General features: G+C 63.5%; 18 protein-coding genes. 11 read left to right on the top strand and 7 right to left on the bottom strand.

The features are described 5' to 3' along the window. The first annotated feature begins 6 nt into the window (after positions 1–6). From AC1D0I_RS07075 to AC1D0I_RS07045, 7 genes are all read left to right on the top strand, one after another. Positions 7–1050, top strand: coding sequence for an SIS domain-containing protein (locus AC1D0I_RS07075; protein ID WP_477300942.1), 1044 nt, complete (start codon positions 7–9; stop codon positions 1048–1050). After that, positions 1050–1979, top strand: coding sequence for an ROK family protein (locus AC1D0I_RS07070; RefSeq protein ID WP_477300940.1), 930 nt, complete (start codon positions 1050–1052; stop codon positions 1977–1979). Before AC1D0I_RS07075 ends, AC1D0I_RS07070 begins: the two co-directional genes overlap by 1 nt. 4 nt (positions 1980–1983) lie before the next feature. After that, positions 1984–3075, top strand: coding sequence for an ABC transporter ATP-binding protein (locus AC1D0I_RS07065; RefSeq protein WP_477300938.1), 1092 nt, complete (start codon positions 1984–1986; stop codon positions 3073–3075). Between the two features lie 210 nt (positions 3076–3285). Then, positions 3286–4284: an ABC transporter ATP-binding protein gene (locus AC1D0I_RS07060; protein ID WP_477393972.1), complete on the top strand. Its 999-nt coding sequence runs from the start codon at positions 3286–3288 to the stop codon at positions 4282–4284. A 7-nt stretch (positions 4285–4291) separates the two neighbouring features. Continuing rightward, complete coding sequence (locus tag AC1D0I_RS07055; RefSeq protein ID WP_477300935.1) at positions 4292–5161, top strand: ABC transporter permease; 870 nt, start codon at positions 4292–4294, stop codon at positions 5159–5161. Beyond that, a complete protein-coding gene (locus AC1D0I_RS07050) occupies positions 5158–5952 on the top strand; it encodes an ABC transporter permease (protein WP_477393970.1) in 795 nt (264 codons plus the stop codon). Before AC1D0I_RS07055 ends, AC1D0I_RS07050 begins: the two co-directional genes overlap by 4 nt. Before the next feature lie 37 nt (positions 5953–5989). After that, positions 5990–7036: an extracellular solute-binding protein gene (locus AC1D0I_RS07045; RefSeq protein ID WP_457154442.1), complete on the top strand. Its 1047-nt coding sequence runs from the start codon at positions 5990–5992 to the stop codon at positions 7034–7036. A 75-nt stretch (positions 7037–7111) separates the two neighbouring features. Here AC1D0I_RS07045 and AC1D0I_RS07040 read toward each other — a convergent pair whose 3' ends face one another. After that, positions 7112–7813 carry a GntR family transcriptional regulator gene (locus AC1D0I_RS07040; protein ID WP_095080829.1) on the bottom strand — a complete coding sequence of 234 codons (702 nt, stop codon included), beginning with the start codon at positions 7811–7813 and terminating at the stop codon, positions 7112–7114. A 144-nt stretch (positions 7814–7957) separates the two neighbouring features. Here AC1D0I_RS07040 and AC1D0I_RS07035 point away from each other — a divergent pair, with 144 nt between their 5' ends. After that, entirely contained in the window at positions 7958–8842 is an 885-nt protein-coding gene (locus AC1D0I_RS07035; RefSeq protein WP_477225851.1) for a fumarylacetoacetate hydrolase family protein, read from the top strand. Between the two features lie 369 nt (positions 8843–9211). On the opposite strand, the gene AC1D0I_RS07030 is transcribed toward AC1D0I_RS07035, so the two are convergent. Continuing rightward, the gene (locus AC1D0I_RS07030; RefSeq protein WP_477393968.1) at positions 9212–9598 is read right to left on the bottom strand and encodes a hypothetical protein; all 387 of its coding nucleotides are present in this window, start codon (positions 9596–9598) and stop codon (positions 9212–9214) included. Between AC1D0I_RS07030 and AC1D0I_RS07025 the strand changes: the two genes are divergently transcribed. Further along, on the top strand, positions 9576–10142 hold the full coding sequence (locus tag AC1D0I_RS07025) for an amidohydrolase family protein (RefSeq protein WP_477393966.1): 567 nt from the start codon (positions 9576–9578) through the stop codon (positions 10140–10142). The genes AC1D0I_RS07030 and AC1D0I_RS07025 overlap by 23 nt on opposite strands. Before the next feature lie 5 nt (positions 10143–10147). Then, a complete protein-coding gene (locus AC1D0I_RS07020; protein WP_457155144.1) occupies positions 10148–10678 on the top strand; it encodes a DUF5943 domain-containing protein in 531 nt (176 codons plus the stop codon). 23 nt (positions 10679–10701) lie between these two features. Here the strand turns inward: AC1D0I_RS07020 and AC1D0I_RS07015 are convergent, their stop codons facing one another. After that, positions 10702–11037: a hypothetical protein gene (locus AC1D0I_RS07015; protein ID WP_477393964.1), complete on the bottom strand. Its 336-nt coding sequence runs from the start codon at positions 11035–11037 to the stop codon at positions 10702–10704. 347 nt (positions 11038–11384) lie between these two features. On the opposite strand from AC1D0I_RS07015, the gene AC1D0I_RS07010 reads away from it, so the two are divergent. After that, positions 11385–12815, top strand: coding sequence for a DHA2 family efflux MFS transporter permease subunit (locus tag AC1D0I_RS07010; protein WP_457153942.1), 1431 nt, complete (start codon positions 11385–11387; stop codon positions 12813–12815). An 86-nt stretch (positions 12816–12901) separates the two neighbouring features. Here AC1D0I_RS07010 and AC1D0I_RS07005 read toward each other — a convergent pair whose 3' ends face one another. From AC1D0I_RS07005 to AC1D0I_RS06990, 4 genes are read right to left on the bottom strand one after another with little or no spacing between them, the layout of a single operon-like run. Then, positions 12902–13357, bottom strand: a complete 456-nt coding sequence (locus AC1D0I_RS07005; RefSeq protein ID WP_167391954.1) for a MaoC/PaaZ C-terminal domain-containing protein — start codon at positions 13355–13357, stop codon at positions 12902–12904. Then, on the bottom strand, positions 13354–14427 hold the full coding sequence (locus AC1D0I_RS07000) for a Gfo/Idh/MocA family protein (RefSeq protein ID WP_477394040.1): 1074 nt from the start codon (positions 14425–14427) through the stop codon (positions 13354–13356). The genes AC1D0I_RS07005 and AC1D0I_RS07000 overlap by 4 nt, the downstream gene beginning before the upstream one ends. Next, positions 14423–14752: an L-rhamnose mutarotase gene (locus tag AC1D0I_RS06995; protein WP_477393962.1), complete on the bottom strand. Its 330-nt coding sequence runs from the start codon at positions 14750–14752 to the stop codon at positions 14423–14425. Before AC1D0I_RS06995 ends, AC1D0I_RS07000 begins: the two co-directional genes overlap by 5 nt. Before the next feature lie 9 nt (positions 14753–14761). Further along, positions 14762–15874 carry a mandelate racemase/muconate lactonizing enzyme family protein gene (locus AC1D0I_RS06990; RefSeq protein WP_477393960.1) on the bottom strand — a complete coding sequence of 371 codons (1113 nt, stop codon included), beginning with the start codon at positions 15872–15874 and terminating at the stop codon, positions 14762–14764. Between the last annotated feature and the right edge of the window lie 3 nt (positions 15875–15877).

Genomic DNA, 15877 nt, shown 5'->3' with positions numbered 1-15877 from the left:
ATCAAGATGCAGATAGGCAAATACATCCGCCGGCAGCCTTCGACCCTGACCGGGCTGCCCGCCGCCATCGGCGCGGATCTGGATCGGTTCGCCAGCCTGCGCCAGAAGCCGCAGCGCATCGTGCTGCTCGGCACCGGCTCCTCGATGAATGCGCTGCTGGCTGGCGCTGAAGCGCTGGAGGAGGGGACGGGCGCCTCGGTGATCGCCAAGGAACCGGAGGCTTTCCTGCGCTTGCCGCCCAAGGCATCGGACCAGCGGACGCTGGTTCTGGCCGCCTCGCAGTCCGGCATGAGCATCACCACGATCGAAGCGGTGCGCCTGGCGGTGGCGCGCGGGTTTCCCACCCTTGTCATCACTGGTGAGGAGGGCAGCCTGATTACCGAGACCGGTGCCGAGGTGATCGTCATGCCGATCGGCCCGGAGACGGTCGGCCCGAAGACCATGGGCTATACCGCCACCGTCATCTCGGTGCTGGCGGTTGCCGCCAAGCTAGCCAACAAGACGGTCGATCTGTCGAAGCTTCTCGGACAACTGGAGCAGACAGCGGAAACCGGTCTCGCCGCAGCGAAGGATCTGGTCGCCCGCTTCGGCGTCCCGGATTACATACTGGTCGCCGGACAGGCGACGCATCTCGGCACCGCGCTCGAGGCATCGCTCAAGATCGCCGAGATCAGCGGCGTGCCGACAGCCGCCTTCGACACCGAGGAGGCTTTGCATGGGCATGTCTATGGCACGACGGACAACAGCCTGGTGATCGCCATCGCGCAGACCGAGGCCGAGGCGAAGGTCGCCGCCAATCTTGGCGAGGCTCTGGCCGAACTCGGACCGCGAACGGTCGTCCTCAACCTCTCCGGCCATCCGACCCGCTTCGACCTCGATGTCAGCTGGCCGACCGAGCCACAACAGCAATGGCTCGCCGGTTGCTGGGCGCCGATCCCGTTGCAATGGTATGGCTGCGAACTGGCGATCGCGCGTGGCATCGATCCAGACAAGATGATCTATCCCAATCTCGGACGCAGGCTCAACGTGCGCATACGCAAGGAGGCCTGATGGTAACCGCGATCGGAATCGACATTGGCGGCAGCCTGGTCAAGCTCGGCGCCGTCGACGGTTCGGGCAAGGTGCTGGCGCGCGGCGCTGTCCCGGTGCATCGGGATATCGAGTTCGCGGATTTCGTCCATCTGGTCACCAAGGCCACCGACGAGCTGACGCGGCAGTATCCGGACATCACGGCCATCGGCATTGGTGTGCCGGGCACGCCAAATCCCGAGACCGGTATGCTGAATGGCCGATGCCCGGCGATCCCGGCGCTGTTGAAGGGTTCGCTGTCAAGACTGTTCGGCATCCGCTTCGGCGTCCCGGCCATCGTCCGCAACGATGCCGTCTGCGCCACCCATGGCGAGATGCGGCACGGCGCCGGTCGTCCCTTCTCCCGCTTTGCGCTGCTGACGCTCGGCACCGGCATTGGCGGCGCCATGGTCATCGACCGCAAGGTGATCGACGGCCCGGACGGGTTGCCGCCACAGCTCGGCTGCATCTCGCTCGATCCGGCCCGCACCGACATTGCCGATCCGGTGCCGGGCATGGTCGAGAACCTCGCCAGCGCCCGCGCGCTCGTCAATCGCTATCGCCAGCTCAAGCCGGACACCGACGCCACCAACGCCGAGACCGTCTGCGATCTTGCCAAGGAAGGCGACCCCATCGCGCTGCAGGTCGTCGACGAGGTGGCGCGCTGGCTCGGTCAGATGATCGGCATCATGTCGAACATGCTCAACATCGAGGCGGCGATCATCGGTGGCGGCCTGGCGCTGGCCGGCCCTTTCTTCACCGATCGTATCGCCCGCAATGTCAGGGATTTCGTGCTGCTCAAGCCCGGCCGGCCACCTTTGATCGTGGCGGTGGAACACGGCAACGACGCCGGCGTGATCGGCGCCGCGGCACTGGCGCTCGACATGTTCGCGCCCACGGCAAGGGAATAGCGCCATGGCAGACGTCGAACTGAGGAAGGTTTCGAAGAGCTTCCAGAATCTGAAGGTCGTGCACGATATCGATCTCGATATCGCAGAGGGCGAATTCGTCGTCCTCGTCGGGCCGTCCGGCTGCGGCAAGTCGACGACGCTGCGCATGGTGGCGGGACTGGACAGGCCGAGCGGCGGCGAGATCCATATAGGCGGCAGGCTGGTCAACAACGTCCAGGCCAGGGATCGCGACATCGCGATGGTCTTCCAGAGCTACGCGCTCTATCCGCAGATGACGGTCGCGCAGAACATGGCTTTCGGCCTGCGCATCCGCAAGGTGCCGGACGGCGAGGTGACGCAGCGCATCGCCCGTGTCGCCGACATTCTCGACCTCAGCGAACTGCTGCAGCGTAAGCCTCACCAGTTGTCTGGCGGCCAACGCCAGCGCGTCGCGATGGGCCGCGCGATGGTGCGGCAGCCGAAAGTGTTCCTGTTCGACGAACCGCTCTCCAACCTCGACGCCAAGCTCAGGGTGAAGATGCGCGCCGAGATCAAGAAGCTGCACCAGAAGGTCGCGACCACGACAGTCTACGTCACCCATGACCAAGTCGAGGCGATGACGCTGGCCGACCGCGTCGTGGTGATGAACAAGGGGCGCATCGAGCAGATCGGGCCGCCCAACGATCTCTACCATGAACCGGCCAGCCGCTTCGTCGCCGGCTTCATCGGCAGCCCCGGCATGAACTTCTTCAAGTGCCGCCTGGAAGCGCGCGGCGACCGGCTCGCAGTCGTGCTCGGTGATGGCACGGCCCTCGCCGTCCCGGCTGCCCGTACGGCCCACTATGCCAGCCATGCCGGGCGCGAACTCGAATTCGGCCTGCGTCCCGAGCACATCACCGAGCAGCGCGAGCGGCCCGACGTCGTCGACATCAAAGCGCCGGTCGAGGTGGTCGAGCCGATGGGCATGGAGACGCTGCTGCATGTGCTGATCGCCGGCGCGGAGGCGACGGCGCGCATCGATCCCGCTTCGACGCCGAAGCCGGGCGAGGTGGCGACACTCTCGCTCGGGATGGCCCATATGCACCTGCTCGATCCCGACAGTGGCAAGGTGCTCTGAACCTACCGGCGTACCATCACGACACGCAAAGGGGTGGGCGCGGAGGATAGCCGGTTCCCTGCCACACTTTCACGTGTCAGAGAGCAAAAACAATATATTATTTGTTGACAAATATAATTTTGGAGCGAATTTTTAGGCACGGTTTCGAATGACCGTGATGGTTCCCAGCAGGCACGGCCATCTCACCGCAGTCCCAGGAATTTGCCGGTTATGATCGACATCCAAAGCGTGTCAAAATCCTTCGTGACCAGGGACGCCGATCCGGGTCAAGCCCTGAATCATGTCAGCCTCGAAATCTACGACAATGAGTTCTTCACCCTGCTTGGCCCATCCGGTTGCGGCAAGACGACCTTGTTGCGGCTGATCGCCGGCTTCGAGGCGCCGAGCTCGGGCGCCATCCGCATCGCCGGCAGCGATGTCGCCGCCTTGCCGCCGCAGAAACGGCCGGTCAACACGGTGTTCCAGAGCTACGCGCTGTTCCCGCATATGAGCGTCGCCGAGAATGTTGCCTTCGGGCTGGAAATGCAGAACACGCCGAAATCGCTGATCGACGAGCGCGTCAGGGAAGCACTGGAAATGGTGCGGCTCGAAGGCTTCGCCACGCGCCGCCCGGCGCAACTGTCGGGCGGCCAGCAGCAGCGCGTCGCGGTGGCGCGTGCCCTTGCTCCGAAGCCGAGCGTGCTTTTGCTCGACGAGCCGCTGTCGGCCCTCGACCTCAAGCTGCGCAAGGGCATGCAGAGCGAATTGAAGCGGCTGCAGCGCGAAACCGGCATCACCTTCGTGCTGGTCACCCACGACCAGGAGGAGGCGCTCGCGATGTCCGATAGGATCGCGGTGATGCGCAGTGGCGACGTGCTGCAGGTCGGCACGCCGCGCGACATCTACGACAATCCGCAGGACCGCTTCGTTGCCGATTTCATCGGCGAGTCCAACCTGCTGCCGGKTGCAGCGCTTGGCCGCGACCCTGCAAAGACGATCGTCGTGCGTCCCGAACACATCGTCGTATCACCGGCATCCGATGACGCCACAGGCCACGCCAGAGGAGCGGTGTCAGCCATCACCTTCCTCGGCTCCGACACGCTCTACGAGATTGTCCTGGAAGAGGGAGCAAGGCTGCAGTCGCGCTCGCGCGGTGGTGCGGCATTGGCGACAGGCGACAGGGTCGTCGTCGACTGGGCCCGCGACGTCGAACGCGAACTGGCGAACTGAGGCGGCGATGGGTCCGAACCGCACCTACCTGCTGATCGCACCCGCCATGCTGGTCATCGGCATTTTCATGGTGCTGCCGCTGTTCCTTGCGGTCGCCTATTCGTTCATGACCGCCAACCCCTATGGCGGCGTCACGGCGCCGGCGACATTCGACGCCTATCTCCAGTTCCTGTACCAGCGCGACTTCGACGACAGCCTGGTGTTTTCGCCGAGCTATGCGCTGATCATCCTGCGTTCGATCTACCTCGCCATTGCCACGACCCTCATCTGCCTGGTGCTCGGCCTGCCGGTTGCCTGGTACATCGTCTGCCAGGCACCGGAGCGCCGCCGGGTCCTGCTGTTTGCCGTCACGCTGCCGTTCTGGATCAACACACTGATCCGCACCTATTGCTGGATCCTCATCCTGCGCGACGAAGGCCTGGCGAATGGTGCGCTGCGTCATGCCGGGATCATCTCCGATCCGCTGCCGCTGCTCTACAATGACGGGTCGATCCTGCTCGGCCTCGTCTACACCTTCCTGCCCTTCATGGTGCTGCCGATCTACTCGACGCTGGAGCGCATCGACCCGCGTCTGATCGAGGCCGCGCACGATCTCTACGCCAGCCGCGCCGCGGTCTTCCGCCGCATCGTCTGGCCGCTGGCGAGACCCGGCGCGCTGGCCGGCGCCACGCTTGTCTTCGCGCCGGCGCTCGGCTCGTTCCTGGCGCCCGACCTGCTTGGCGGCGGCAAGAAGCTTTTGATCGGCAGTCTGATCCAGATGCAGTTCACCTCGTCGCGCAACTGGCCGTTTGGGGCAGCTCTCTCGACCGTCGTGACGGTCGTCGTGCTGACCGTCTTCGTCATCCGGTCGCGCAAGGCACAGGAGGGGCGGCGATGAATGGCGCAAAACCCTTCGACTGGCGGCATACGCCCGGCCTGTCGGCCTACACCGCTCTCATATTCCTCTTCTTCTACGCGCCGCTGCTGATCCTGGTAATCTATGCCTTCAACTCGAGCCGGCTGGTCACCGTGTGGGCCGGCTTCAGTTTCAAATGGTTCGTGGCGGTCGCCAACAACGGCTCGATCCGCGAGGCTGCCTTCAACAGCGTCATCATCGCGATCGTCGCCACCATCGCCTCGACGGCCATAGCCACGGCCGGTGCGCTGGCGCTGGAACGCGGCCGGCTGCGCTTCGGGCGGAGTGCTGCAACAGCGCTGATCGCGATGCCGCTGGTCGTGCCGGAGATCGTCGTGGCGATCACCACGCTGATCTTCTTCTCCGGGCTCGGCATGCATCACGGGCTCATCAACCTGATGATCGCCCACACTGTCTTTTGCATTCCGTTCGCGCTGCTGCCGATCCAGGCGCGGCTGCGCGACATGGGCGGCACGCTGGAGGAGGCTGGCCGCGACCTCTATGCTGACGAATGGCGGCTGTTTCGCCGCGTCACGCTGCCCTTGCTGATCCCGGCGATCTCGGCCGGCGCCATCATGGCCTTCGTCGTGTCGCTCGATGATTTCCTGATCTCGATGATGGTGTCGAGCGCCGGCTCGACCACCTTGCCGGTCTATATCTACGGCATGATGCGGCTTGGCGTGACGCCGGAGGTCAACGCCATCTCCACCATCCTTCTTGCCGTTTCCATCGTCTTCGTCGCAGCGGCGCTGCTCGTCGGACGACGCAAATAAGCTTGCCTAGAAATAAGAAAACCAGAGGAGAACGACCGTGACCAAATGGAAAGAAGGACTTTCAGCAATAGCTTTGGCCACCGCCATCATGGGGGCCATCACCACCACGGCGCTCGCCGATTCCGGCGAACTGCACATCTACAACTGGACCGACTACACATCGGACGAAATGATCAAGAAGTTCGAGGCGGAGACCGGTATCAAGGTCACCATCGACACCTACGATTCGAACGAGACCGCGCTCGCCAAGTTGAGCTCGGGTGCGGCCGGCTACGACGTGATGATCATCAGCAACGACTTCGTGCCGATCTTCGTCAAGCAGAAGCTGTTCCAGGAAGTCGATGCTGGGGCGATGCCGAACTTCAAGAACGTCGATCCGAAATGGCAGCACAGGTCCTGGGATCCGGATGCGAAATACACCGTGCCATGGGTGTGGGGCACCACGTCCTATTCGGTCGACACCGCCGTCTACAAAGGCCCGACCGACAGCCTGAAGCCGCTCTTCGATCCTCCGGCGGAACTCAAGGGCAAGGTCGGCATGTTCGGCTCGCCGACCGAGGTGATGTCGCTGGCATTGGTCTATCTCGGTAAGGATCAGTGCAACAGCAATCCGGCGGATTTGAAGGAGCTCGATGCTTTGCTCGAGGCGCAAAAGCCCTTCGTCAAGGTTTACAATTCCGACGGCATCGTCGAGCGCCAAGTCGCTGGCGAGACGGTCATGCACGAGCAGTGGTCGGGCAAGGCGCTGGCGACACGCCAGCAGAAGTCGACGGTCAAATACGTCTATCCCAAGGAAGGCGTTGTCGGCTGGATGGACAATGTCGCCGTGCCCTCGACCGCGCCCAATGTCGACAACGCCAAGAAGTTCCTCAACTTCCTGATGGATCCCGAAAACATCGCGCTGCAGCAGAAATACACCGGCTACCAGAGCGCGATCGCTGGTTCCAACAAATACCTGGCGGCGGATATTGGCGGCTCGCCGGAGTTCAACCCGCCGGCCGATCTGAAGATCTCGTTTGCGCCGTCATGCGACGAGAAGGCGATCCGCGCCTACGATCGTATCTGGACCAATCTGCGCCAATAGGCTGATGACGCAAAACGCCGCCCGTGCGAACGGGCGGCGTTTTGCCTCCTGTCCGAGGACCTCGAAAGTGAATCGCTACGCCCGCACAATTTTCTCGCGCGCCGGCAGGTCATCGGCTTCGGCCGCCAGCAGGATGTCGGTGGTCACTGCCAGATGCGCCGCCAGCAATTCGGCTGCCTTCTCGGCATTGCGGTCGAGCACGGCATTGGCGAGGTCCTGATGTTCCTTGCTGATGTTGCGGGCATTGGGTGCCAGCGAGACCGAACGGCGGCGGTAGCGCTCGCTCTGGTCGTAAAGCTGGTCGCGCAGGCGCAGCAGCCAGCGGCTGTCGCAGCCGCCAACCAGCGCCTTGTGGAAGGCCGCATGCGCGGTCGCCCATTCGTCGCTCGAATGCACCGGATGGTCCGGTGTGTGCTCTGGCGTTCGCGACAGCCGGTGCAGGGCCGCGACCAGCTGCGATTCCCAGGCGACGTCGCCGACCTCGATGGCGCGGCGGATGCACAGCGTTTCGATCTGGATGCGCGTCTTGGTGAGGTCGACCAGATCCTCGGCCGAGATCGGCGCGGCGCGGAAGCCGCGTTGCGGTTCGGCCACGACAAGGCCCTCGGACGTCAGCCGCGACAGCGCCTCGCGGATGGCGCCGAGGCTGACGGACAGCCTGTCGCACAGTTCCTGCACCTTGAGCCGGCTGCCCGGTGCGATGCGGCACGACAAAAGGTCGGCGCGCAAATCCTCATACGCGCCCTGGGTGAGATTGATCGAGCCTTCCCTAGCCATTGGTTCGCCCGCGGCCGAATCTGTCCATCGAATGCCCTCATACATTATCCCAGGCAGGAATCAGAATGCAAAATAATATATTCTATGTTGACAGATATATAATTTCTGAACAAAGTCCAGCCTTCACAAGCGAGGATGTGGCCAGTGCGATTTGCAGCCTATAAATCGCCGCGGGGACCCGGACTGGCAATCGCATTGTCGGCAGGTGAGTTCCGCGGCATCGACGAAAGCGATGCGATGTTTCCCGGACGACTGGAGGAACTCATCGCCGAGGGCACGCAGGCGCTGCAGGCGGCAGGCGAGCGGCTGGCCAGCGGACGGCGGATCGATCCTCAAGCGGTCGAGTGGCTGCCGCCGCTATCGGCACCGGGCAAGATCATCTGCGTCGGCCTCAACTATGTCGACCATTCAATCGAGAGCGGCTTCGTGCCGCCGAATTATCCGACCTTGTTCGCCCGCTTCTCGACCAGCCTGATCGGGCATGGCGCGGCCATCCGCCGTCCGGAGGCCTCGATCCAGCTCGACTACGAGGGCGAGATGGTGGCGATCATCGGCAAGGCCGGCCGCCACATTGCCCCTGGCAAGGCACTGAGCCATGTCGCCGGCTACTCCATCTTCAACGACGCCTCGATCCGCGACTTCCAGACCAAGTCGCCGCAGTGGACCGTCGGCAAGAATTTCGACGGCACTGGCTCCTTCGGGCCGATCTTCGTGACGGCAGACGAATTGCCGCCGGGCGGCAAGGGGCTGCGCATCCAGACGCGCCTCAACGGCGAGGTCGTCCAGAACGCCTCGACCAGCGACATGATCTTCGATGTCGCCTCGCTGATCTCGATCATCAGTGAAGCGATCACACTCGAGCCGGGCGATATCCTCGTCACCGGCACGCCGTCCGGCGTCGGCATGGCGCGCAAGCCGCAGCTGTTCATGAAACATGGCGACGTCTGCGAAGTGGAATTGGAAGACGTCGGCATCCTGTCCAATGTCGTTGCCGACGACGTCATTACTGCGCAAGCCGTCAACCAATAACCCCGCCAACTCCGAAAGGACGATGTCATGACAAGAGTGATGTTTCGAAATGCCATGATTTGGGATGGCACCGGCGCCGATGCCTTTCCAGCCGATCTGCTGGTCGAGAATGGCCGCATCGTCACCATTGCGCGCACGCCCGGCCAATTGTCCGGTGACAGCGCGACGACGATCGAATGCCGCGGCATGACGCTGATGCCGGGCCTTGTCGAAGGCCACGCCCACATCTCCTTCGGCGGCGCGATCAAGGATTCCGACCTTGGCCTGATTCCGCCAGAGGAGCATCTTCTGCTGACCATGCGCAATGCCAAGACATTGCTCGACCATGGCTTCACCAGCGCCTACAGCGCCGCGACCTCGAAGCTCAGGCTAGACATCGTCATCCGCAACGAAATCAATGCCGGCCGCTTGCCGGGACCGCGCATGCGCGCCGGCAGTCCGGAAATCACCGTAACCGGCGGCCTCGGCGACGAGCGCCAGCAGCACATGTATCACGAGAGCTTCGGCATGATCGCCGACGGCGTCGAGGAGATCACCAAGGCGGTGCGCCTGTGCTGCCGCGAAGGCGCCGACAACATCAAGATCAACATTTCCGGCGATGATCTGAGCCCCGCGGCGCATGGCGGCCTGACCGTGATGAGCGAAGCCGAAGTGATGACGGCGGTGTCGGTGGCGCGACTTCGGCAAGAAGATCAACTGCCATGCCCGCGCCGCAGGTTCGGTGAAGCGCGCGGTGAAGTGCGGCGTCGACGTCATCTATCACTGCGAATCCGCCGACGAGGAAGCGCTCGATGCGCTGGAATCGGCCAAGGACCGCATCTTCGTCGGCCYGGCCATCGGCATCATCTACGGCACACTCTACGAGGGCGAGCCCTTCGGCTTCACCCACGAGATGGCGGTCAAGTTCGGCATGCAGCGCATCCTCGACGACAGCCGCAAGGTATACACCGAATTGCGCAAGCGCGGCGTGCGCGCACTGATCGGTGGCGACTATGGTTTCGCGCAGACGCCGCAAGGCACCAACGCGCGCGACCTCAAGCATTTCGTCGACCTGCTCGGCTATTCGCCGAGCGAGGCGCTGCAATGCGGCACGCGGCTCGGCGGCCAGGTGATGGGGCTCGGCGACGAGCTCGGCATGGTCAAGGAAGGCTTCATCGCCGACCTGCTGCTGGTCAATGGCGACCCACTGAAGGACCTCGACATGATGGTGCATGAGAAGAACCTTGTCGTCATCATGAAGGACGGCGAGCTCTACAAGGACCAGTCGGCCTCGGTCGCCGCGCAGCGCCAAGCAGCGTAGGCATCATGCAGCCCGCGGTTCCGATCGATGTCGACGAGACAAGCGGCATCTGGCGGACCGACGGGCTGCCCATGGTCTACCTGCCCAGGCACTTCCTGGTTAACAATCATCTCGCGGTCGAGGCAGCCCTCGGGCGCGACGCCTATCGCGCCATCCTGCGCACCGCGACGGCAAAGTCCGCCATCGAATGGTGCGAGGCGCAGGTGCAGGGCAAGGGCCTCGATCCGGAGGCGACGTTCCGCCATTATTTCCAGCGCCTGTCGCAGCGCGGCTGGGGCCAGTTCTCGATCGACACGCTGGATGTGGGCGGGCGCTTCGGCAGCATCAGCCTGAGGAATTCGATCTTCGCGCTGGAGGCCGGGCAGGGGCCAGGCCAGCGCGTCTGCTACATGTTCGAGGGTTTTGTCACCGGCGCCTTCTCGTTCCTGCTCGGTCTTGCGGCACCGACGCAAGTCGAATGCGAGGAGACATACTGCGCCTGTGATGGCCGGCACGACCATTGCCGGTTCGACTTCGCGGAAAGGCGTCCTGCCTGAGGCGCGCTACGGCCGGATGAGGGTCAGGGACCGTGGGGGCCGCACAGGTCGAGCGTCCATTGGATGGTTCGGCAATAGTCGCCGGCGTAGCCGTCGTAACTGCCGTAGCCATTGTAGTAGCCGTCTATCCAGCCATCATCGCCGACCCGATCGTCGCCGGTCCAACCGCCGCTGACCCACCCGCCGCGGTGCCCATGTCCACCACGCACAGCGTGTCGATGCGCGCCACCGTGATGGGCAGCAGTGTGGTGGACACTATGGTGCCTCACGACCGCGGCATTGGCGTCGGTGGTCAACGGGATCGCGCTCGTGGCCAACGCCAGTACGATGGAAGTGATGAATGCTATTTGCCTTTTCATGAGGATGCCTCCTGTTCATGCGAGACATACATGGGGAGGAAAACGACCTCTCACTCGACACGTTCCTTCACGAAATCGGGACGACATTCGCTGAAACGCAAATGAACCGGAAAACTCCACGCAACGGCCGTTTGCCAATGTCCTCGCAGGGATAGCCGCGGTCAAGATTTGTTGACCTCCATCAAGCCCAAATTGACTACCGCTTGCCTTTTTGTCGGACCATAAGACAGGCCGTGCGGTCAGGTCTCGGCTGGCTGGCGCGCACAAGGCAATCTTGCCTTTGAACGCGGATGCGCCAGCTTGGGCTGCAACATATAGCCGCCTGCATGACGGAATTGGCCACAGCATTGGAACAGCCTCAATTTGCCACCGAGCGCGACCCGAGGTTGAGGCTAATCATTCCGATCATCGTCGCCATCGCGTTTCTGATGGAGCAGCTCGATTCCACCATCATCACCACCGCGATCCCGGCCATCGCGCGCAGCCTCGACACGACACCGGTCAGGCTGAACCTGGCGATCACCACCTACATCCTGACCTTGGCCGTGTTCATCCCCGTCAGCGGCTGGTTCGCGGACAGGTTCGGCGCACGAAGAGTATTCGCGCTGGCGCTTTTCACCTTCACCCTTGGTTCGGCGCTGTGCGGCATCGCCAGCAGTTTCGGCATGCTGCTGGCGATGCGCGCGCTGCAGGGGCTGGGCGGTGCCATGATGACGCCCGTCGGGCGGCTGATCCTGCTGCGCAGCTTTCCGCGCAGCGGCTTGATCACCGCCATGACGTACATGACCTTGCCCGCCATCATGGGACCTGTCATCGGGCCGCTGCTCGGCGGCCTGTTGACCACATATGCCTCGTGGCGCTGGATATTCTATGTCAACGTGCCGTTCGGCTGCCTTGGCATTGCCGCTGCGCTGCGCTTTGTCGACGATTTCCATGAGGAAGCGGTGCAACGTTTCGACTTCGCCGGATTCCTGATGGTGGGATGCGGCGTCGCACTGCTGCAATTCGGGCTGGAAAGCATCGGCCGGCCGATCATCCCTGTCTCGGCGACAGTGCTGGTGCTGGCAGCGGCGGTCCTGCTGCTGCTCGCGTTCGGGCGCTATGCGCGCCGCGTCGTCGCGCCGGCAGTTGACCTGACGCTGTTTCGGTTTCGCTCGTTCTGGGTCGGTACGCTGGCCGGCGGCTTGTGCCGTGTCGGCCTCAACGGCGTGCCGTTCCTGTTGCCGCTGATGCTGCAGGTCGGCTTTGGCATGAGCCCGGTTACCTCCGGCTCGCTGACATTCGTCGGCAGCTTCGGCGCCTTGCTCATTCGGCCGCTGCTGTCGCCGCTGTTGCGGCGCTTCGGTTTCAATGTCGTGCTGATCGGCAGTGCGCTTGTCGGCTCCGCCGCTGTGGCGGGCTTCGCCCTGATCGGCGTCGACACGCCACACTGGATGATCGGCCTCTACGTCTTCGTGTTCGGCATCATCCGGTCGGCGCAGTTCATGACCTCCAACACGCTGTCCTACGCCGACCTGCCGGCGGACAAATTGAGCCGCGCCACCAGCCTCGGCGGCGTCCTGCAGCAGCTCAGCGTTTCGCTCGGCGTTTCAATCGCCGCTATGGTGCTGGGTCTGGTTGCCGGGGAAACCCACATCGTGACACCGGGGCGCTTTCATCAGGTGTTCCTGCTGACCGCGATCATCCCGCTGCTGTCCATTCCCGGCTTCCTGTATCTGCGCGCCGAGGACGGCGTGCAGGTCAGCGGCCACGTTCGCAAGGACAATTCTCGCAAATAGGGCGACGAAAGTTATGGCCTAGCATCGCGCGCGTATACGGGCATACTTGCATCCACATAGGGAACCATCGTTAGGTGCCCTGAACTTCAGCTCTCCGCCGGCTTGCGTTCGACGATGTAGATGTGGTCGGCCGCCAGCACCACTTCGCCGCGCTGGTTGATCACTTCGCAGCGCTCGATGACCCGTCCCGAAGCCGGCCGCTTGGGATCGTCTTCCTTGGCCGCGATGGTGGTGCGCGTCCGGATCGTGTCGCCGATGAACACCGGCTTGATGAAGCGCAGCCGGTCGTAACCATAGGAAAAGGCGACAGGATTGACGACGGTCGCCGTCAGCCCGATGCCGATCGAGAACACCAGCGTGCCATGCGCGATGCGCTGGCCGAATGGCGTCGTCTTCATGAACTCGGCGTCCATGTGATGCGGGAAGAAATCGCCGGTGTGGCCGGCATGGACGACAAAGTCGGTTTCGGTGATGGTGCGGCCGCTGGTGAGGCGCGACGCTCCGATCTCGTAGTCCTCGAAATACTGGATCTGTTCCATCAGGGTCTTTCCGCGATCGGTGTCGCCGGTGCCGCACTCGATTGATAGGCCGCCTCGACCAGCGCCATCGTGCTCCAGGCATCCTCGACCGGACTGATCAGCTTCGCGTCTTCGCCGGCTGCAAAACGCTGGACATTGGCCATGCGGCCGACGAAGGCATCGGGAAACCACTCGCCGGCCAAGGGTACCGCGACCCAGTCCGTCCCGCCTTTCGGATAGATTTCCAGCACATCCGGTTCACCGCGCGGATAATCGAGGTTGAGGCCAAGCTTGAGAAAGGCAGCGCCCTCGGTGCCGCAGATGCGGAACTCGCAGGCCTGGTGCCGGCGGCCGAACTTGTGGTCATGGTTGATCGACAGCGCACAGCGCACGGTGTTGCCGTAGTCGAGAATGGCGCTGGTGCGCGTCTGCGCCACCGCATGGTTGGGATGGCCGAGCGTCTTGGCGTGCACGCCTCGGGGGTCACCGAGCAACTGCCGGATCAGGTCGAGATAGTGGATCGAATGCATGGCGATCTCGACGCGTGGCGCCTTGAGCAGGAATTCCCACAGTTCCCACGGCGTCGCCAGCGCCAGCCAGGCGTCGAAGTCGACGATCTCGCCGAGCCAGCCCTTGGCGATGGCGTCCTTGAGCGCCAGCATCATCGGCGCGAAGCGCAGCTGGAAGTTCACCGCTGCCTGAAGCTTTTTGGCGCGGCAGATTTCGAGGATCGTGGTTGCTTCAGTGAGGTTGCTGCCCATTGGCTTCTGGATCAGCGCCACCGCGCCGTCAGGCAAGGATTTCAGCACATCGGCATGGCGGGAGGGCGGCGTCGCGAGGTCGAAGATCGCGCCCTTGACGGCGGCAGCCTCCTCGGCGGAACGAAAGGCTGTCACACCCCATTGGGTGGCCAGTTTTTCAGCTCGAGCATGATCGGGATCGTAAAGCCCGGCGATCGGGAAGCCGGMCTTCCTGAAGGCCGGGAAATGCGCGTCGCCGACGATCGACCCGGCGCCGAAGGTGACGATCGGCCGGGGCGTCGAAGGTCTGGGCCAGGACTGGGCGAGTGAGGCAGGGTCGAAACCGCCTTCAATCATGATGGAAGACCTCGTCCATCGCTGCCCACCATTCGCCTTCCCCGCGCGTCGCCAGCGGTTCCTGGCAAGGCATGCAAACAGCCCACCATTCCTGCGTCTTCGGGTCGGCCGCCATCTTGGCCATGTCGGCCGTGTAGTCGGTGCCGTGATATTCGAACGTGCTGAACAGCAGGTTCTCCGGCCGCTTCAGGTAGATCGAGTAGTTCTTGATGTTGCAGGCCGAGATCATGGTCAGCACGTCCGGCCAGACGGCGGCATGAAGGCGGACATACTCCTCGACCTTTTCCGGCTTCAGGCCCAGAACCATCCCCATCCGCTGCATATCAGTCTCCTATCCGGTGATCGCCGTGGTGAATTCGGCGATGCTCATGGCCTTGACCGCGTCCCAGTCCCAATCGATGCCGATGCCCGGTTCGTCGGGCGCCAGCGCCTGGCCATCCTCGATGCGCATATGCTTGCCGGTCAACTGGTCGAGCTGCGGAATGTACTCGACATAGCGTCCGTTCTGAACTGCGCAGGCCAGGCTGACATGCAGTTCCATCAGGAAATGCGGGCAGACCGGAATGTCGAAGGCCTCCGCTGCATGGGCGATCTTGAGCCAGGGCGTGATGCCGCCGATGCGGCCGACATCGACCTGGACGATCGAACAGGCGCCTTTCTGCATGTATTCGCGGAAATGGCGGATGGAATAGAGCGACTCGCCGATGGCGATCGGCGTCGGCGTCGAGTTCGACAACCGCACGTGCCCGTCGATATCGTCGGCCGGCAGCGGCTCCTCGATCCAGGCGAGATCGAGCTCGCGCAGCCTGGCCGCGCGCCGGATCGCCTCGTCGACAGAGAACCCCTGATTGGCGTCGGTCATGATCTCGTAGCCGTCGCCCACCGCCCTGCGCACCGCAGACAGGCGGGCGAGATCCTCCGAGCCGTGCGGCCTGCCGATCTTCACTTTTGATCCGCGAAAGCCCTTGGCCTTGGCGGCCAGCGCATCGTCGACCAGCGCCTGCGTCTCGATGTGCAGCCAGCCGCCTTCGGTCGTGTAGAGCGGGCAGCGATCCTTGGCGCCGCCGGCCAGCTTCCACAACGGCAGGTTCTGCTTCTTCGCCCGCAGGTCCCACAGCGCCGTGTCGATCGCGGCGATCGCGATGGCGGTGATCGCGCCGATCGTGGTGGCGTGGGTGGCAAATTCGAGATCGTGCCAGATCGCCTCGATCATGTCGGGGTCGCGGCCGATCAGGCGCGGTGCCAGATGGTCGGACAAGAGCCGCATCACCGACGAGCCGCCGGTGCCGATCGTATAGCTGTAACCGGTGCCGACCGCGCCGTCGGAATCGGTGATCGTCACGATGGGCGTTTCCTGGCTGACGAAGCTCTGGATGGCGTCGGTGCGCTTGACCTTGGGCACAAGGTCCACCATCCGCAGTTCGACTTTCTCGATTCTGGCCATGTC

This window comes from Mesorhizobium sp. P2_D1, from assembly GCF_056404455.1.
Note: the sequence above shows the minus strand (reverse complement) of the source record. Positions and strands in the feature narration are given on the sequence as shown.